The organism is Pedobacter nyackensis, assembly GCF_032678475.1.
Taxonomy (GTDB): domain Bacteria; phylum Bacteroidota; class Bacteroidia; order Sphingobacteriales; family Sphingobacteriaceae; genus Pedobacter; species Pedobacter nyackensis_A.
Map to the genome: position 1 here is coordinate 144449 of NZ_JAVTSF010000009.1, position 15276 is coordinate 159724.

Here is a 15276-nt window from a genome sequence, read left to right on the forward strand (position 1 = left end):
CGGCGCAATCGCAATGCAATGATTTCTAATATAAAACATCGTTTCTTTTTAAGTCTCTTTTTCTTCATGTCGGGGTTGAGTTTTTCTACCTGGGCATCAAGAATCCCTACCATTAAGGAGACTTTCGGCTTCAATGAAGCTGAATTGGGTAGTCTTTTACTGGCTTTGCCAATTGGTTCGTTAATTGGATTACCACTTTCGGGCTGGCTGGTTTCAAAATACAACAGTCGTGTTCCTTTAACCGTCGGATATGGGCTTAACGCATTTTCTTTGGCATTTATTGGATTTGCCCAGAGCACATTTAGCCTGGTCCTTGCGGTAGTGCTATTTGCATTTACCACAAGGATCTTTAATATTTCGGTAAATACACAGGCCTTAACCCTACAAAAACGGTTTGACAAAAAAATAATAGGCTCTTTTCATGGTTATTGGAGTATGGGCGGGATAGGAGGTATTCTTTTGTCAACCCTTTTGTTGGAGTTAAAGGTTCCTATACAGTATCATTTTATTGCTGTAGCAGCTGTTATGTTAATGATAACATTCTATTCCTATCAGTTTTTACTAAAAGGAGATCGTTCTGAAACTGGTAATAAATTGGTCTTGAGTAAACCGGATCCTTACATTTTTTACCTTGGCGTTGTCGTTTTCCTATGTGCAATATGTGAAGGAGGAATGTTTGACTGGAGCGGAATCTATTTTCAGGAGGTTATTAAGGTAGAGATATTTACCTATGGGTATCTGATATTTATGACCTTTATGGCTACATCCCGATTTTTGTCAGATATCATTATTGCCGGGTTTGGCATGCCTAGAACTTATATTATGAGTGCGGTATGTATAATTTCCGGTATCAGTCTTGCTATTATCTTTCCTTTCTTTTGGCCAGCCATGATTGGCTTTTCTTTAGTAGGATTTGGTGCTGCTGCGGTTATTCCGATGGCATATGCGCTGGCAGGTGCATCGAAAAAATATTCAGCGGGGATGGCGATTTCTATTATTGCTACTTATTCTATCACCGGAATGTTGCTCGGCCCGCCACTAATTGGTTACCTGGCACATGCCTTTAGTTTAAGGGTTTCGTTTGTCATTTTCGCTTTATGCGGAGCATTATTGATTCCTATTACACAGATGTTTTTTAAATATCAAAAGCTTTCAGATAAAACGATTTAATTGATTTATCTGAAAGCTTTTATTTTAATGCTAACTAGTTTGTGAAATTATTCTTAAGAACGTTGAATTGACTCGTTGGCTTCATCAGCCACCTGTTTTATCGATGACTTTGCCTTATCAATTTCTTCATTTTTGAAGTCTTTAAAATCCTGACTAACAGTATTTGCTTTGGTTTTTACATTGTCTACCAAACGATCTTTCATGCTAATCAGGCTGTCTTTACCTGTAGCCATTCTTTCTTTAATGGAATGAAAACCATCTTTAATGTTATCTGTGGCACCCAAGGCCTTATCTGAAATTCGTTCTCTGGTTCTTTTTCCGCTATCAGGCGCAAATAACACACCCAATACAGCGCCAACCGCAAGTCCTGCCAGTAAAGCTACTACGGCACCCGAGGTGTCTGTAGGTCTGTATGATGGAATACGTGCAAAGCGGTCGGAAATTAATTTTTTATAATTCATAGCTATCTATTTTATTGATTACACTTCTACTTCTTTATTAAACACATACTTTGCTATTGTGTTTTGATAAAATGAAAGTAGAAAGAGAGAGAATACTAAATAGCTTCTATTAAAGTGATGGTAATTCCTCTAAAACAATCATCAGCACAGTTGTTTGGCACAAATCCGCAAGCGGAAATCATCCCATTGTTTTTAGTTTCCAGGGATGTTTTGGCTTCTTTATTTTTTACTAACCACACAGTTTTCGCTTTTTCATAAATTTCATCTAAAGTCCAGATGTTGTCTCCAAGTACATGACTATTAAGGTTGGTTGCGTCTTCCGTCCATTCTTCGTAAACAACAAGTTCGTTAGATGGGTGTTCTCTCTTTTTTCCTATGTAGGAACGTCCAACTACTTTACCGTCTTTTACAGTAATGGTGGTCTCGCCACTGTATCCAACCCAAGAGCCGAAATAAGTCTTGTAACGGTATGAATTGTTCGATGATGCTTTGAAAGCCTGCCAGGCTTTATAGCTTTTGTCATAATCATTTTCATGTTCAATGTCGCTTTTTTTGCAGGATGTCACTATGCATGCCATCATCAGCACAATAAGAAGATAGTAGTTTCGGTTCATATTGGTTCTTTTTCAGCCAAAACGAGTAAAATGCAAATTATGCTACAACCTCCTAGTTCTTTATGTAAACTGTTTGTCCTTCTTTTATAGTTTCCAGGACCTTGATGTCTTTTATTTTTAATGGGGCAATAGTTAACGGGTCCTGATCCAAAACGACCATATCTGCTAGTTTGCCTACTTTAAGTGATCCTTTAGCATCTTCTTCATGATATTGATAAGCCGCATTGATTGTAATTGCCTTTAAGGCTTCTAAAGGTTTTATTCTTTCGTCTGGTCCTAATATCATTCCTGAGCGTGTCTTCCTGTTCACTGCTGAATATACTGCCGTAAGCAAATCAGGAGGTGTAACCGGAGAATCATGATGCATAGTGAAAATAATGCCCGCTTTTAACGCCGAATTAGCCGGACTGATAAAAGGTGCCCGGTCAGGACCAAAAACACTGGTATAATGCCAGTCGCCCCATAAGTAAACGTGAGTAGAGAAGTAGGAGGGGATTACGCCAAGATCTTTGATTTTTTGAATATGATCAGGACGACTATTTTGAACATGGATTAATGTTGTCCGTAGTTCTGGTTTATAAAGCCCCTCATCTTTTAGTTGCTTGATTACTCTGATCGCCTGATCTATGGCTGCATCACCATTTACATGCAGTTGTGCAGTAATGCCGTTCTGAAATAAAGTTTTTAAGTCAGCATATAAAACAGAGTCTGTAAATATTGGGAAGCCTTTATAGTCTGGCCCCTGACCTTCGGGTGCAACGTAATACGGTTTAGTTAACCATGCTGTTTTTGCCTGCGGTGAACCATCATCAGAAAACTTGAAACCGCCTAATTTTAAGCGATTTTTATATTTCATATAATCAGGTTTAAAGCTGTCTAACTGAGTTTTGTAATATTCATAATCGGGAAAATATACAACGTCAGCTTTAAACATATTTTTGGCTGCAGCTTCTTTTAAAAGTCCAACACTACTTCCCATTGTTCTTCCGTCGCAAATTGTAGTCTGACCATAGCTTAACCATTCATCTTGTGCTTTCATGAGGTCTTTCAGTGCTTGTACCTGTGGATCGACTTTTGTGCCGGCTTCTTCAGACATTTTTTTTGTGAGGGTTAGCAAAGCCGTAAAACTGGCATTTTCTTCCAGTTTACCGTTTAATTTTCCCGTCTTTTTATCACGCCCAAAATGTCCGCCTTGTGGTTCCTTGGTGGTTTCCGTAATCCCAACGAGCTTTAGCATGGCAGAATTGGCAACGCTGGAGTGTCCGGACGCATGAATGACAATAATAGGGTTTGTTGTACTTATGGCATCCAAATCCTGTAGGCTAGGATGTTTGTGTTCAATCATAATAGCATCATCATAGCCGTTTCCGATAAGCGCCTGGGTTGCTGGGAGATGGTGGTCAGTAATATATTTTTTGATTGTTTTTTGCAGATCTGGAATTGAATTTACCGTTCCGTAAGGAGTGGGAGATAAGTCAACTGCCTGCATCATTCCCGCTCTTGAAGTCAGGTGTCCATGTGCATCAATAAAACCTGGTAATAATGTTTTTCCTTTCAGATCAACGTTTTTTGTACTATCACCCAGATATTTATCAGCTTCTGTTTTTTTTCCGACGAAAATTATTTTTCCATCTTTTACTGCAACAGCTTCAGCACTGGGACTGGAATCTTCCATCGTTATAATGGTTCCACCGAAATAAATGGCATCAGCTTTTTCACTTGTTGCCTTATTCTGACAACTAAAAAGTAAAATTACAGCAGATAGATAGTAGTAAGGTTTGATATTCATAAGGTTAATTATTAAGAGAGGAAAAATTACCTGATGTAAAAACGCTTTTTACTATGATTTGTTTGTGGATTTTAAAATATCTAGGCAGGCTTAACCACGTACTTAAGCGAAAAGTGTTTAATTGTTAAAGTAATCCAGGTTGCAGCAACAAAAGGGAAAGTTAATTGGGTAAGTGAATAAGTTGACATGAATAATGCAATTGCTACTGCGAATGTTGTAGCTAGAAATACCCAAATACCATCCATTTTATCAGTGCCAGCAAAAACAATGGCACAGAGTACTGCGTTGTAACCAAATAATCCCATCTCTATTGTATCAGTGGGAATAGAAAAGCAGGTTGCCAGCAAAGCACCCAGAACAGAGGCTGCAAGTGCATACAAAGCAGCAATAGGTGTATTAACAAACACCCCGATAAAAAATACAATACCGGAAAATAAGGCGCCTTGAAAAATAACTTGTCCAAATCCCCTGGCGGCAGCCGCAAAGTTATATCCGATTGAAGTATGAGAAGTTAATAACGTTGAAACTGGTACCGGATAAACCTGATGAAATATGTACAATACTAACCAGGTAACCAGAATAAACGGCAGGGTATATACTGGTATCTTTTTTACAATAAAAAAATGCTGAATGATAGTCGCCAATGCAGATCCAATAACTACGGCAACCCATGTTGCGATAACCGGTTCAAAATAGAAGGGAAGCGCTACACCAACTAAAGCAGCACTAAAACCATATAATCCTTGTTTTATTTCATCGTGGTTATACTTCAGTATTTTTGCAGTCATTGTCCCACAGCACACAGATAGTATGGCTCCAATACCCATTGGCACAGATCCATAAAAGATACCAATTAAAAAAAGTAATCCGGTAAATGAATTTTCCTGGAGCATAATTTGCCCGACCCCCTTTAAAAGAGTATGAACAAAGGCAGGCTTTTGAGTGATTTGTTCCATGGTTTGATAAACCTACCTATAAATTTGATCAAAATGGAAGAGTAATTCAAGTAATTATAAGAGAATAATTGAATGGGGGAGAAAATTAAAGAGCCTCCTATCGGAATCGAACCAATGACCTACTGATTACAAGTCAGTTGCTCTACCAGCTGAGCTAAGGAGGCTTTTAAAATTTCAAAGATGCCGTTTAGAGTAGTTGTATCCCTGTTGGCATTGTGGTCGCAAATGTAGTACTTTAATATACTTCTACAAAGTATTTTTTTAAATAATTAAGGAACTCCAAAGCGCTCAGGGAGTTAAATTAATTTGTTAAAGGTGGTAATTAACCACCACCTTTAACTCTGTTCATAATGTCTTCACTTCCCGTTTTACGTTCTTTTTTGCTTATGTTTTGATTACCAAAACGATAGGAGAAAGAAAGGATTCCTCGTCTGCTATCTAAATGGATATGCGTATTCATATCAATATTTCCGTATTGTGTAGTTTCTCTTAACTGTCTGCTTTGAAAAATGTCATTTACCATTAACTTTAGGGTACCCTTATCATTGAAAACCGTTTTTTGAATTCCCGCAGAAATCATATAATTTCCTTTGTACCTGGAAATTCCATAAACAGAAGCACCATTATATAAACCATTAAGCTCCATCGTGTACCCATTACCGGCTTTAAATGTGTTCTGAGAATTAAAGCTAAAGCTGGTTGCTTTACTATTTATAGCACCGCCATCACCAGTACCGCTATATTCATTGCGGAATACGTTTGCAAAATGCGTACCTGTCCACCACGTTGCAACACTAGTAGAGGCAGTAAAACTTATGCCATAATTAACCAGCTTGCTTAAGTTTTTCGGCATTTCAAAAGTGGTGTTTAGCGCATCTATTTGTCCACTTATCCAGGTCATTACATCTGTCGTCCTATTGTAATTGATTGCTGTTGTATACCTGCTTTTAAAACTATGGCTCAGTTGAAAACCATCAATCATTTCTGGTTTCAGAAAGGGATTGCCCTGGTAAAAGAGCAGGGGATCTCTGAACACGCGGAAAGGGTTCAGGTCTCCGTAATCCGGGCGTTCAATTCTTCTGCTATAGGAAGCCTGTAACTGGTGATTTTCGCCGAATGGTTTATCAATAAATAGACTTGGGAATAATTGAAAATAGTTACGTTTTATCAAAGAGTCAGTGGTAATCTGGTGACCTTTTGTTTGCGTGTTTTCAGCTCTTAGTCCGGCTTGAATACTAAAATACTTGAAATCTATATTGAAATTGAGGTACCCCGCATGGATCTGTTCATCGTATTTAAAATGATTACTCCCATTGCTGTCATACTCCCAATTGCCATTATTGAGCAAGTCATAGCGCAAGTTGTTATCTGAAGACGTAAAGCTGCTTTTTAATCCGGCTTCGAGTTTGACAGCTTTGCTTAAAGGATCTGTGTAATCAGCTTTAGCGACATAAACATCAGTAATTGCCGGTACGTAACCTTTTCTGGTGATGTTACCCGAAGATTGTGGTGTGCCTGCCTGTGATATAGTATGTAGATTAAGTTTTGAAGTAAAGCGGTTGCTCGCAAAATCAGCATCTGCGGTAAATGCCCGGCCTTCTTTTGCGAATTTATGTAGGTAGTTTAGGTTATAAGTCAGATTTTTCCAGTTTTGCTGATCATAATTTGTAGTTGTCATTTTACTTAAAAGCGTTCCTGAATGATCAATTAATGAATTATCTGTTTTACTATCGTGAGTGTATTTTCCGATGTTGCCATTCATTAAAAAGCCAATAGAATTGTTTTTATTAAATTCATAATCTAATCCAACCCTAAAATTATTTGTGTGTAAAGGTTCATCGGTTTTTGTATTTTGATAGGAAGTTCTGTTTGGCAGTCCTGTAGTAATCCCGTTGTCGTAAAATCGGCGTTCAAAATCCAGATATTCTGTTTCACCACGAAAACCATAGTCATAGCTACCATAAATATTCAATTTATCATTACGGTAATTGAGGTTAATTCCACTCCCGTAGCGTGCTTTTCGTCCGGCTCCGCCATTTACAGATACCGCTCCATTAAAACCTGTAGCTATATTCTTTTTCATTTGAATATTGATGATCCCCGCATTTCCGGCCGCATCATATTTAGCAGAAGGGTTGCCCATAATCTCTATTTTGGAGATGGAATTAGAATTAGTTCCTTTTAAAAGCATACCCAGCTCTTTTGGCGATAGATAAGTGTTTTTACCATTTATCATAACCAATACGCCGGAACGCCCTTTTAGAGATATTTCTCCATCCTGATTTACACTAACACCTGGAGCTCTTTCTAATAGCTCCAGTGCAGTGTTGCCGCCGGAAAGAATGCTGTTTTCTACGTTAATCACTGTACGATCTATATTTTGTTCGATCAGGCGTTTTTCTGCTTTTATAGTTACGGAATTTAAAAGCCGGGCATCTTCTGATAAACTGAAACTACCTAGGTTTATCGTGTTTTGTCGGGCATGAACCAGGAAAGTTTTAGAGTGGTGGGTGTTAAAGCCTACAACTGTTACTTTTACCAGGTATTTTCCGTTTGGAACGGACGTAAAGGTAAACACACCAAGCGTATCGCTTAGGGTGCCTTTTAGCATCTGACCGTCTTCTTTTTGCAATGCAATAGAGGCAAACGGAAGCGATTTTCCGTCTGTAGACGTTACCTGTCCGGTTATTTTCCCTTGTTCTTGTGCCAGCACACAGTTCGTAGAGAAAACAGAAATTAACAAGATAATACAAAAAAGCAAAGCTGTTCCTGCAATAGACTTTATGCCTATTGATTGTTTTGTGTTGTTCATAGTGTAATCATTTTCATTAGCATGGAGTTGCTCAATTGCTAATCGCAAATGTTCAACTCCATGTTGGATAAGAATTAATCAGTTATATCACTCTTGGTTTAGTCTTTTTAGCTGATTTTTTCTTTTTTCCCCACCAGATATAGAAACCGGTTACCGGTAGACTGGCGCAGATTAAGCTGGCAAGGAAATATATTATTTTTACAGGTAGGCCGCCAACCAGGCCAACGTGTAGCCCATAATTGTAACGTCGGATCCAGGAGGCGAGATCTTCATCTCTCACCCGTTTGTTTGAGGCTGGCAGCTCCCTTAAGGTATATTGGTCGAGGTAAACATCACGCCATGTACCATTGAACATGTCGGTACACACATAGATGGCTTCCGATGCTTTTTCAGGGAAATGCATTAGGATTTCAAGTGGATTATGTTCTGCAATTTCATGTATGCCTTTGTGCCAGGCTTTATCTACCTGCACCATTACATTGCTTCGAATATTGGTAGTCGTATCTGAAACAGCTTCTAAACGTGGTTTATTTTTACCGCCTGCCATCCAGTATACGCCATTGTTGAACCAGGTGAAGCTCATCATTAAGGCGGTAAATGCGAAGATCAGAGCGAGTATGATACTGTAAAAACCAAGCACATTATGTAAGTCATAATTCACCCGCTTAAATTTCGCTCTCCACCTGATTTTAAAGCTTTGGTCCCGTCCTTTTTTGTTCCATCTTTTTGGCCACCATAAAATCAGACCGCTGATTAACAAAAGAAAGAAAATCAACGTTCCCCAACCTGTAACATAGTGACCTATTTCTTTTGGGAACCAAAGGTAATAGTGTCCATCTTTGAAAAAATGAAAAATATCTTCATGATCAACCAATGCTACTACCTCTGCTGTGTATGGGTTTACGTAAGCTGTCGAATCAGACTCATGCATGTTTAAATGTGCGGTACGACCTTCTCCATGATACCATATGGATTCAATCTCTTTACCTGGAACCTGCTTTTGTAGTGAATTGACAAGTACGGATGGGGGTAAATATTTACCACCATCAGGCTTTTCTGCATGAAGCCAGGGAGAGGTCATGCTTTTTATTTCCTGTTCAAAAACAAGTATGCATCCCGTGATACCTAATACAAATACTACAATTCCGGAAGCTAATCCGAGCCATAAATGAAACCAGGCGTTAATTTTTTTAAAAGTCATCTTTAATACTACCTGTGCTTGCTATTTTAATTTTTCGATTCTTAAGATGTAATCGATACCACCAATAAACTCAACACCTTTGGTTAGTTTATCCGTTGCGGGATCATATTGCCAGATGTAATCCCTGTCGGCGGCGTTTACAGCAATAAAAGCTTTTCCATCCTCAACGATGACTGCATTTACCATACGCTCTCCTTTATCCGCAGGCAGATCCAGCTTTTTAATCAGCGCACCTGATTTAACATCGATTACACAGTAATAATGATCTGTGTCAATAGATTCTCCGGCAATACGTGAGCGAACTATAGCTTTTCCATTACCGATGTACCACATAGCGGGTGCTCTTTCGTTACTTGTTGCTGCAGAGAAGTTAAAAAAGTAAGTAGGATCGATCTCTGTTGATCCGTTTTTGATACGGTACATCGCAGATGGAGAAATATAATCATAGATTCCAACAGGATCACTGATGAAATAAAGATCATTATTTTCGTCGATGAATGAAGAAGGAGCATAAACGCTTGAACCACCCAGACCATTGCTTCTTGTTTCTTCTATTGTTTTTTCAACGGTCATGTTGGAATAGTCGATAACTGCCACAAACGATTTTGGATACACTGGCATTTTAGGGTAGTTGGTCCAGTCGTTAGAACCAAATCCATATCCAAGGAAAATTTTGTTATTTCTATATTCTGCGAAACCGAAATTGTAAATCTGAAATCCAGCTGCAATGGGGTTTAATGTCAGGCGGCCAGTTTTTATAGTCATTTTATCTACTTTAATAATGGCATAACGTGCCTCGCCTTTACCATCACCAAAAATTACCAGGGTATTGTTATCCACCCATGTATAGGAAGCCCAGTTTAACCATGAAAAAGGAATTTCTTTATCGATCAAGAGTACTCCGTTTTCTACATGATATTTCCCTAAACGCCCGCTTCCAGCGTTTGCATGGTAGTAAAATCCGTCTCTCTGGATGACATCCTGGGCGTAAACTTTTCCTGTCATTTCAGCGCCATTACCTTTCAGACTGATCGTCCCGCTTGTTAGAGAGGGGATACTGGAAATGTAATAAGCTGTATTTGGCCAGCTACCCACACAAAGGATTGCTGAATATTTTGTCCCTTCTTCTACATTACCTACGTTTCTTTTTTCGCAACCACTGATGGAAAAAAACACGAGTATCATTAGGGTTAGTTTTGCCGGAATATTATTTAGTCGTTTCATATGGACTGTATGTTTTATTTATTCTGTTTGATGCTTAGTACTGGAATGCTTAGTGTATAAAATATCTGAATTTCACAGAGAACGACCTACCTGGTTTTTGCAGTTTAAAATTGTCGTAGGTCAGTTGATCGGTCAGGTTTCTGCATTCTGCTGAAATGTTGTATTTACCATTTTGAACTGAGTAACTTAAAGCTGCGTTTTGTACAAACTGTGTCGGTATATCGGATTTTCCATTTGGATTTCCCTTGCTTTCCCAGGTTAGATAAAACCAGTTGATGTATTGTGTATACCAGTTGAACTGTAAGCGGGTATCTTTTCCGAAAACATCATTTTTTCCAATGGTGAAGTCGGCATTCCCGAATAACCAGGGTTGATTTGGGATTTTATTGTTGTAGGTGCCTTCCACATAGTAAGATTCTGTTTGTCCGGATTTGGTCGTATTGATGGCATTTTGGTAAGTCATGTTTAGCGTAACTGAAAGTAGTTGATCGTAGTTATAGCGTACTTCTGATTCAAAACCAGAAATGCGGACACTGGATTGGTTTTCATTTTTCAGCAAATTGGAACGCACATCCGGCACAGGGAATATAAAGTCTTTCGCATTACGATAGAAGCCTGAAGCCTCGATAAAAAAGGAATTTTTACCGACCTCGAAACTATAGAACGCCCCCAGGTTGATATTGTCACTGTTTTCAGGCTTTAAATCTGGGTTTCCCTGAAGATTTAAACCGTCACCAAATACTTCTTCAACTTCCTGTAAGCGATAGGCATGCTCGTAAGACGCTTTAATACCCAGACCTGAAGTTAATTTATACCTGGATGCAATACCATACCCAAGGTTAGAAGCTGTAGTATCCTGACTGGTTAAGATACGGTTAATGTATTTGGCGCGATTTAAGCCAAGACTATAATATTTAGCGAAAATTGTATTCACCAATCTACCTTCAAGAAGGTCCTGCTGGTAGGCAAGTCCCAGTATCTGTTTATTAATTTTGCCAGGTAAGCTGTCAGTTGATACTTGTAAGGCATTATAGCTCTTGTTTTTTAAATGATCAAGTGTATAGTTGAGGTTTAATGAGTGATTTGGATTTATCACATAACTCATGTTGGCCATCGCATAAGTCCTCGGTCTTTTGATCACACTAATATTCTTGATGCCGTTGCCCATTTCGGTGCGGCCACTTTCGTACCAGGTTCCGCTCCAGTCATATTTTCCAAAAAGCGTATCTATAGTCCTGTAGGTATCTGATGACCGGGCTGCAAATGCACTTAGGCTTAACCCCTTCGTGAAAAGATTATCTTTTTTATAACGTATCGTTGCACTTTTGGCGTAGCTGTTTCTTTTTACAGTACCATAAACGGTTTTCTGATCGAAGCCTGTTTGAAGATCCTGATGTGACTCATTGTAACCGCCACCTATAAAAAAAACATCTGCCCATTTTTTGTTAGTTATACCAGCTTCAAGCTGAGCCAGGGCCGAGAAATAGTTGTCGTGGAATCGCTTTACATCCGCCTGAACGTATTCCATGCCGTTTAATTCTTCCTCAGGGATGAATGGGTTTTCTCTAGAGCCGATATTTAAAACGTCAACACCCTTCATTTTGTAATTGTTATCAGATGAGTTCAGGAATCCGCTGGCCTTTACAATGATGCCTGTTTTTTTATCTACAAACTGACCAGTTAAAGCCGAACGGTTTGTATTAAATGAGCCGTAACTATGACTTACATCCAGGTAGTTGCTGGCTTTTTGATTGGTAACTACATTTACCGCACCTCCCATAGCATCTGCACCAAGTTGCACGGGTACAACACCTTTGTAAACTTCCAGTCGGTCTGCAAGGTTAACTGGAATATTGTTTAAAGACATTGCACTACCCATTACTTCCATAGGAATGCCGTCGATAAAGAATTTTACCTGCTTGCCTGATAAACCATTAATTGAAAATTTAAAGTCCGAACCCAGTCCGCCTTGTTCCCTAATCCTTACGCCTGTACTGCGGTTAAGGACCTGGTTCAGGTCGGCAGTAGTATTTGCAAATTTTTTGGTGTCTATTGCATTTACAGCAAAGCCAGACTCTTTTACTTCCTGGGATTTGGTCTTTCCATGGATATCTACATTATGAAGTTGCTGTTGATCTTTTTTTAGAGAAAAATTTAGACTTAGATTTTGATTGGCATTTAAGGTTACCGATCTGGACTCTTTCAGATAACCAAGATAGGAGACAACCAATGTGTATGTTCCTGGCTTAAGCGTTGTTAATTCATAATAACCTTTAGTATCGGAGCTGGCACCTGTTTTTGTACCTTTTACAACAATTGAGGCACCGGTAATTAATTCATTTCCATCTTTTATATATCCGGAGATGACCGGGGAGTTTTGAGAGAAGGCGCTCAATGAAACTGCGCAAAGTAAGAAGAGTAGTAAAGTTTTCCCGTATGACATTTTATTTAATATTGTACATTTATACTAGGAGGTAGCATAACTGCAGCTTTACCGAAGGTGGTAAAGACGAAATATTAAATATATTTTAATCTTAAGGATTTAACTTGTCAATTCTCATGATAAAATCGGTGTTTCCAGCTAGCTCAAGGCCTTTTTTAAGTGATCCGGTTTTAATGTTGTATAGCCATATAAAGTTGCCGGAAGTACTTGAATTTACCGATATATATGCAATATCCTTATCTATGATCACACATTCACGACGGGTTCCTTTATCTAAAGGAAGCGCTAATTTTTGTATATCCTGACTATTTAGATCTAGTACATAAAATTCGAAATGAGCGGTGCTGTAATGGTCTCCAATTCCCTTAAACAGATCTTTTCTTTCACTTCTGATGATCGCTTTATTGTGACCAAGATACCACATGCCATAGGCATGGTTGTGGATAATGCTTGCAGAAATATTAAAGAAATAGTTTTTATCAGGAGTAGCTTCGTTCGCTTTAATTCTCATAATACCCGTGGGAAGTTCAGGACGGTTTCCTAAGGCTATTCCCGGACAGGTCATGAAATAATAATTATGCTGTTCATCATTAAATGAATAGGGCTGAATGGTGTTGATACCTCCCGGATAAGTAGATCGAGTATCTTTAGAAGTTTTTATCGCTTTCATTTCAGGATAACTCAATTCGGTCACATAGGTCGTATCACTTGTGGTGTAATCTGCTGTGTTTAACTGCTGATGATAAGTGTATCCTACCAGTAAGCTGGCTTTACGTGGCTCTACAAAACCAATCGACATATTATCAAAACGGCCTATAGGACGAGGGATTTCCATGTCTCCCGCAGAGATTTGTTTCATGTTGGCCGTATTTATAATGGCGTATCGTACCTGGGAGAAGTCTGTCGCATTTAAACCCGTTAACAAAAGCGTATCGATACTTTTCCAGTAAAAGTTTTCAATGGAGAAATCTACCAGCGGAAGACTTGCGCTTTCAACGAGTGCTCCGTTTACCAGTTTATATTTTACAAATGTTGCTTTCTTCCTATTTAAATGATAATAATAGCCATTTTTCACAATTACTGCGCGACTAATTTCTTTTGTGCTGATATCGGCTCCATCATGTTCGGGCAACAAAACTCCACTATCCAAACTATTGGTTTGTAGCAGGTATTCATTGCCATTTTTTCCAAGAATATAAAGACTATATTTTTTATTTGCAGAATCGTTACCTGTCAACGGTTTTTGCGTGCAAGATGAAAAGCAAACAAGAATTAATAAAAGAAGCTGCAGGCGTTTAAATTTGAAATTCATTGATGATTTGTTTTTGAATCACCGGAGGAAGATCCATAATATTTCTCTCGTTAACAATGATAACTTTGTCATTGCCAGTTTCGCCTTTTAATATAATATAAGTTTGACCAGCTTTAAATTTCATCTTTTCTTTACTACCTTCAAATAAGAGCTCAATATCCTTTTTAGGACGAATCAAGAGACTACCAGAAAGATCAACAATACCAGTTTCGTGATCGATTTTAGTGGATGTATTGGTACCTATAGCTATGTTATAGCCGTTCGCTTCAAAATTTCTTATCTTGATGGCAGAGGTATTGTTGACCATTACAAATGGCTCATGCTTAGCAGAATTGGATTCATTTAGTCTATCAATTGCTATAATTGCAACACAAAATACTACAGAAGCGGCAATGGCACCCGACCAGAATGGATTTTTAAAGAAAGGCTTTTTGGTTAAAACCGGTGCAGGGGTTTCGATAGGTAGTATTTTCTCTATCTCATTCCAGATCTTCACTTTATGCTCAGCTTTGTTTTCACCCAAAGGAAGTTGTAGGGCCTCATCGCTATCGCCCGAAAATAACCATGTTTCAACAACCTCTATTTCCTCTTGGTTACATTCGTTACGGTGATATTTTTCTATGAGTTCGCTACTGATTTTCATTTAATCGCTGAGTCTGTCTTAATCTTGTTTACAAACTTATATAAAATATAAGTAGCATAACAGCGGTTTTACCGTAAGTGAGTTTGAAAATTAAGCAGAATAATTGGAAAGGTTGAGTCTAAGAACGCTTAGAGCTTTGGTAATATGGTATTCTACAGCTCTTTCAGTGATCAATAGCGCCGATGCAATTTCCTTATTACTTAATCCTTGTTCCCGGCTCATTTTATAAACCCGTTTGCACTGGCACGGAAGGGTGTCAACCAAAATATTAACCTTCTCTTTGAGGTTATTGAACAATACTCGCTCTTCGGTACAATTGGAAGACATACTACAATCCTGGTATTTATTACAGATATGTTTTTGCTGGCTAACCTTATTACGGATGAATTCAAAAGTTTTGAATTTGGCAGAGCGAACCAGGTAATTGTTGATGTTTTCCAGTTCTAGCTCGTGACGACGTTCCCATAAAGATTTAAAAATATCCTGAACCATTTCCCGAGAGGGTTCAATCTCCCGGATGTTGTTGAAGCATACGGCGTAAATTTTTTCCCAATACAAATTGTAGACTGTTTCGAAAGTATTTCTGTCGATCAGTGTATTTGTTTTGTGTATGGTTTCTTGTTCTGCCAAAAGATGCTCATTAATCGTATC

Annotated in this window: 12 protein-coding genes and 1 tRNA gene; 1 reads left to right on the forward strand and 12 read right to left on the reverse strand. The window is 38.5% G+C overall.

The features are described 5' to 3' along the window. Nucleotides 1-18: 18 nt before the first annotated feature. On the forward strand, nucleotides 19-1170 hold the full coding sequence (locus tag R2Q84_RS23345) for an MFS transporter (protein WP_316819020.1): 1152 nt from the start codon (nucleotides 19-21) through the stop codon (nucleotides 1168-1170). 53 nt (nucleotides 1171-1223) lie between these two features. On the opposite strand, the gene R2Q84_RS23350 is transcribed toward R2Q84_RS23345, so the two are convergent. From R2Q84_RS23350 to R2Q84_RS23405, 12 genes are all read right to left on the reverse strand, one after another. Further along, a complete protein-coding gene (locus tag R2Q84_RS23350) occupies nucleotides 1224-1631 on the reverse strand; it encodes a YtxH domain-containing protein (RefSeq protein WP_316819021.1) in 408 nt (135 codons plus the stop codon). A gap of 95 nt (nucleotides 1632-1726) precedes the next feature. Further along, complete coding sequence (locus R2Q84_RS23355) at nucleotides 1727-2245, reverse strand: hypothetical protein (protein ID WP_316819022.1); 519 nt, start codon at nucleotides 2243-2245, stop codon at nucleotides 1727-1729. 52 nt (nucleotides 2246-2297) lie between these two features. Next, nucleotides 2298-4034 carry an amidohydrolase gene (locus R2Q84_RS23360; protein WP_316819023.1) on the reverse strand — a complete coding sequence of 579 codons (1737 nt, stop codon included), beginning with the start codon at nucleotides 4032-4034 and terminating at the stop codon, nucleotides 2298-2300. An 80-nt stretch (nucleotides 4035-4114) separates the two neighbouring features. Next, on the reverse strand, nucleotides 4115-4990 hold the full coding sequence (locus tag R2Q84_RS23365; protein ID WP_316819024.1) for an urea transporter: 876 nt from the start codon (nucleotides 4988-4990) through the stop codon (nucleotides 4115-4117). A 91-nt stretch (nucleotides 4991-5081) separates the two neighbouring features. After that, nucleotides 5082-5154, reverse strand: a tRNA-Thr gene (locus tag R2Q84_RS23370). Nucleotides 5155-5312: 158 nt separating this feature from the next. Then, nucleotides 5313-7802: an outer membrane beta-barrel protein gene (locus R2Q84_RS23375; protein WP_316819025.1), complete on the reverse strand. Its 2490-nt coding sequence runs from the start codon at nucleotides 7800-7802 to the stop codon at nucleotides 5313-5315. An 82-nt stretch (nucleotides 7803-7884) separates the two neighbouring features. Further along, the gene (locus tag R2Q84_RS23380; RefSeq protein ID WP_316819026.1) at nucleotides 7885-9003 is read right to left on the reverse strand and encodes a PepSY-associated TM helix domain-containing protein; all 1119 of its coding nucleotides are present in this window, start codon (nucleotides 9001-9003) and stop codon (nucleotides 7885-7887) included. A gap of 21 nt (nucleotides 9004-9024) precedes the next feature. Then, the gene (locus R2Q84_RS23385; RefSeq protein ID WP_316819027.1) at nucleotides 9025-10227 is read right to left on the reverse strand and encodes a DUF4374 domain-containing protein; all 1203 of its coding nucleotides are present in this window, start codon (nucleotides 10225-10227) and stop codon (nucleotides 9025-9027) included. Between the two features lie 49 nt (nucleotides 10228-10276). Continuing rightward, complete coding sequence (locus R2Q84_RS23390) at nucleotides 10277-12670, reverse strand: TonB-dependent receptor (RefSeq protein ID WP_316819028.1); 2394 nt, start codon at nucleotides 12668-12670, stop codon at nucleotides 10277-10279. A gap of 91 nt (nucleotides 12671-12761) precedes the next feature. Further along, a complete protein-coding gene (locus tag R2Q84_RS23395) occupies nucleotides 12762-13982 on the reverse strand; it encodes a DUF4374 domain-containing protein (RefSeq protein ID WP_316819029.1) in 1221 nt (406 codons plus the stop codon). After that, nucleotides 13966-14625, reverse strand: a complete 660-nt coding sequence (locus tag R2Q84_RS23400; protein ID WP_316819030.1) for a hypothetical protein — start codon at nucleotides 14623-14625, stop codon at nucleotides 13966-13968. Before R2Q84_RS23400 ends, R2Q84_RS23395 begins: the two co-directional genes overlap by 17 nt. Nucleotides 14626-14715: 90 nt before the next feature. Continuing rightward, nucleotides 14716-15255, reverse strand: coding sequence for a sigma-70 family RNA polymerase sigma factor (locus R2Q84_RS23405; protein WP_316819031.1), 540 nt, complete (start codon nucleotides 15253-15255; stop codon nucleotides 14716-14718). Nucleotides 15256-15276: the final 21 nt, after the last annotated feature.

Bases quoted from the DNA above. Each gene is read 5' to 3' on its own strand.
- R2Q84_RS23345 (WP_316819020.1), top strand. From the start codon at position 19: ATGATTTCTAATATAAAACATCGTTTCTTTTTAAGTCTCTTTTTCTTC.
- R2Q84_RS23350 (WP_316819021.1), bottom strand. From the start codon at position 1,631: ATGAATTATAAAAAATTAATTTCCGACCGCTTTGCACGTATTCCATCA.
- R2Q84_RS23355 (WP_316819022.1), bottom strand. From the start codon at position 2,245: ATGAACCGAAACTACTATCTTCTTATTGTGCTGATGATGGCATGCATA.
- R2Q84_RS23360 (WP_316819023.1), bottom strand. From the start codon at position 4,034: ATGAATATCAAACCTTACTACTATCTATCTGCTGTAATTTTACTTTTT.
- R2Q84_RS23365 (WP_316819024.1), bottom strand. From the start codon at position 4,990: ATGGAACAAATCACTCAAAAGCCTGCCTTTGTTCATACTCTTTTAAAG.
- R2Q84_RS23375 (WP_316819025.1), bottom strand. From the start codon at position 7,802: ATGAACAACACAAAACAATCAATAGGCATAAAGTCTATTGCAGGAACA.
- R2Q84_RS23380 (WP_316819026.1), bottom strand. From the start codon at position 9,003: ATGACTTTTAAAAAAATTAACGCCTGGTTTCATTTATGGCTCGGATTA.
- R2Q84_RS23385 (WP_316819027.1), bottom strand. From the start codon at position 10,227: ATGAAACGACTAAATAATATTCCGGCAAAACTAACCCTAATGATACTC.
- R2Q84_RS23390 (WP_316819028.1), bottom strand. From the start codon at position 12,670: ATGTCATACGGGAAAACTTTACTACTCTTCTTACTTTGCGCAGTTTCA.
- R2Q84_RS23395 (WP_316819029.1), bottom strand. From the start codon at position 13,982: ATGAATTTCAAATTTAAACGCCTGCAGCTTCTTTTATTAATTCTTGTT.
- R2Q84_RS23400 (WP_316819030.1), bottom strand. From the start codon at position 14,625: ATGAAAATCAGTAGCGAACTCATAGAAAAATATCACCGTAACGAATGT.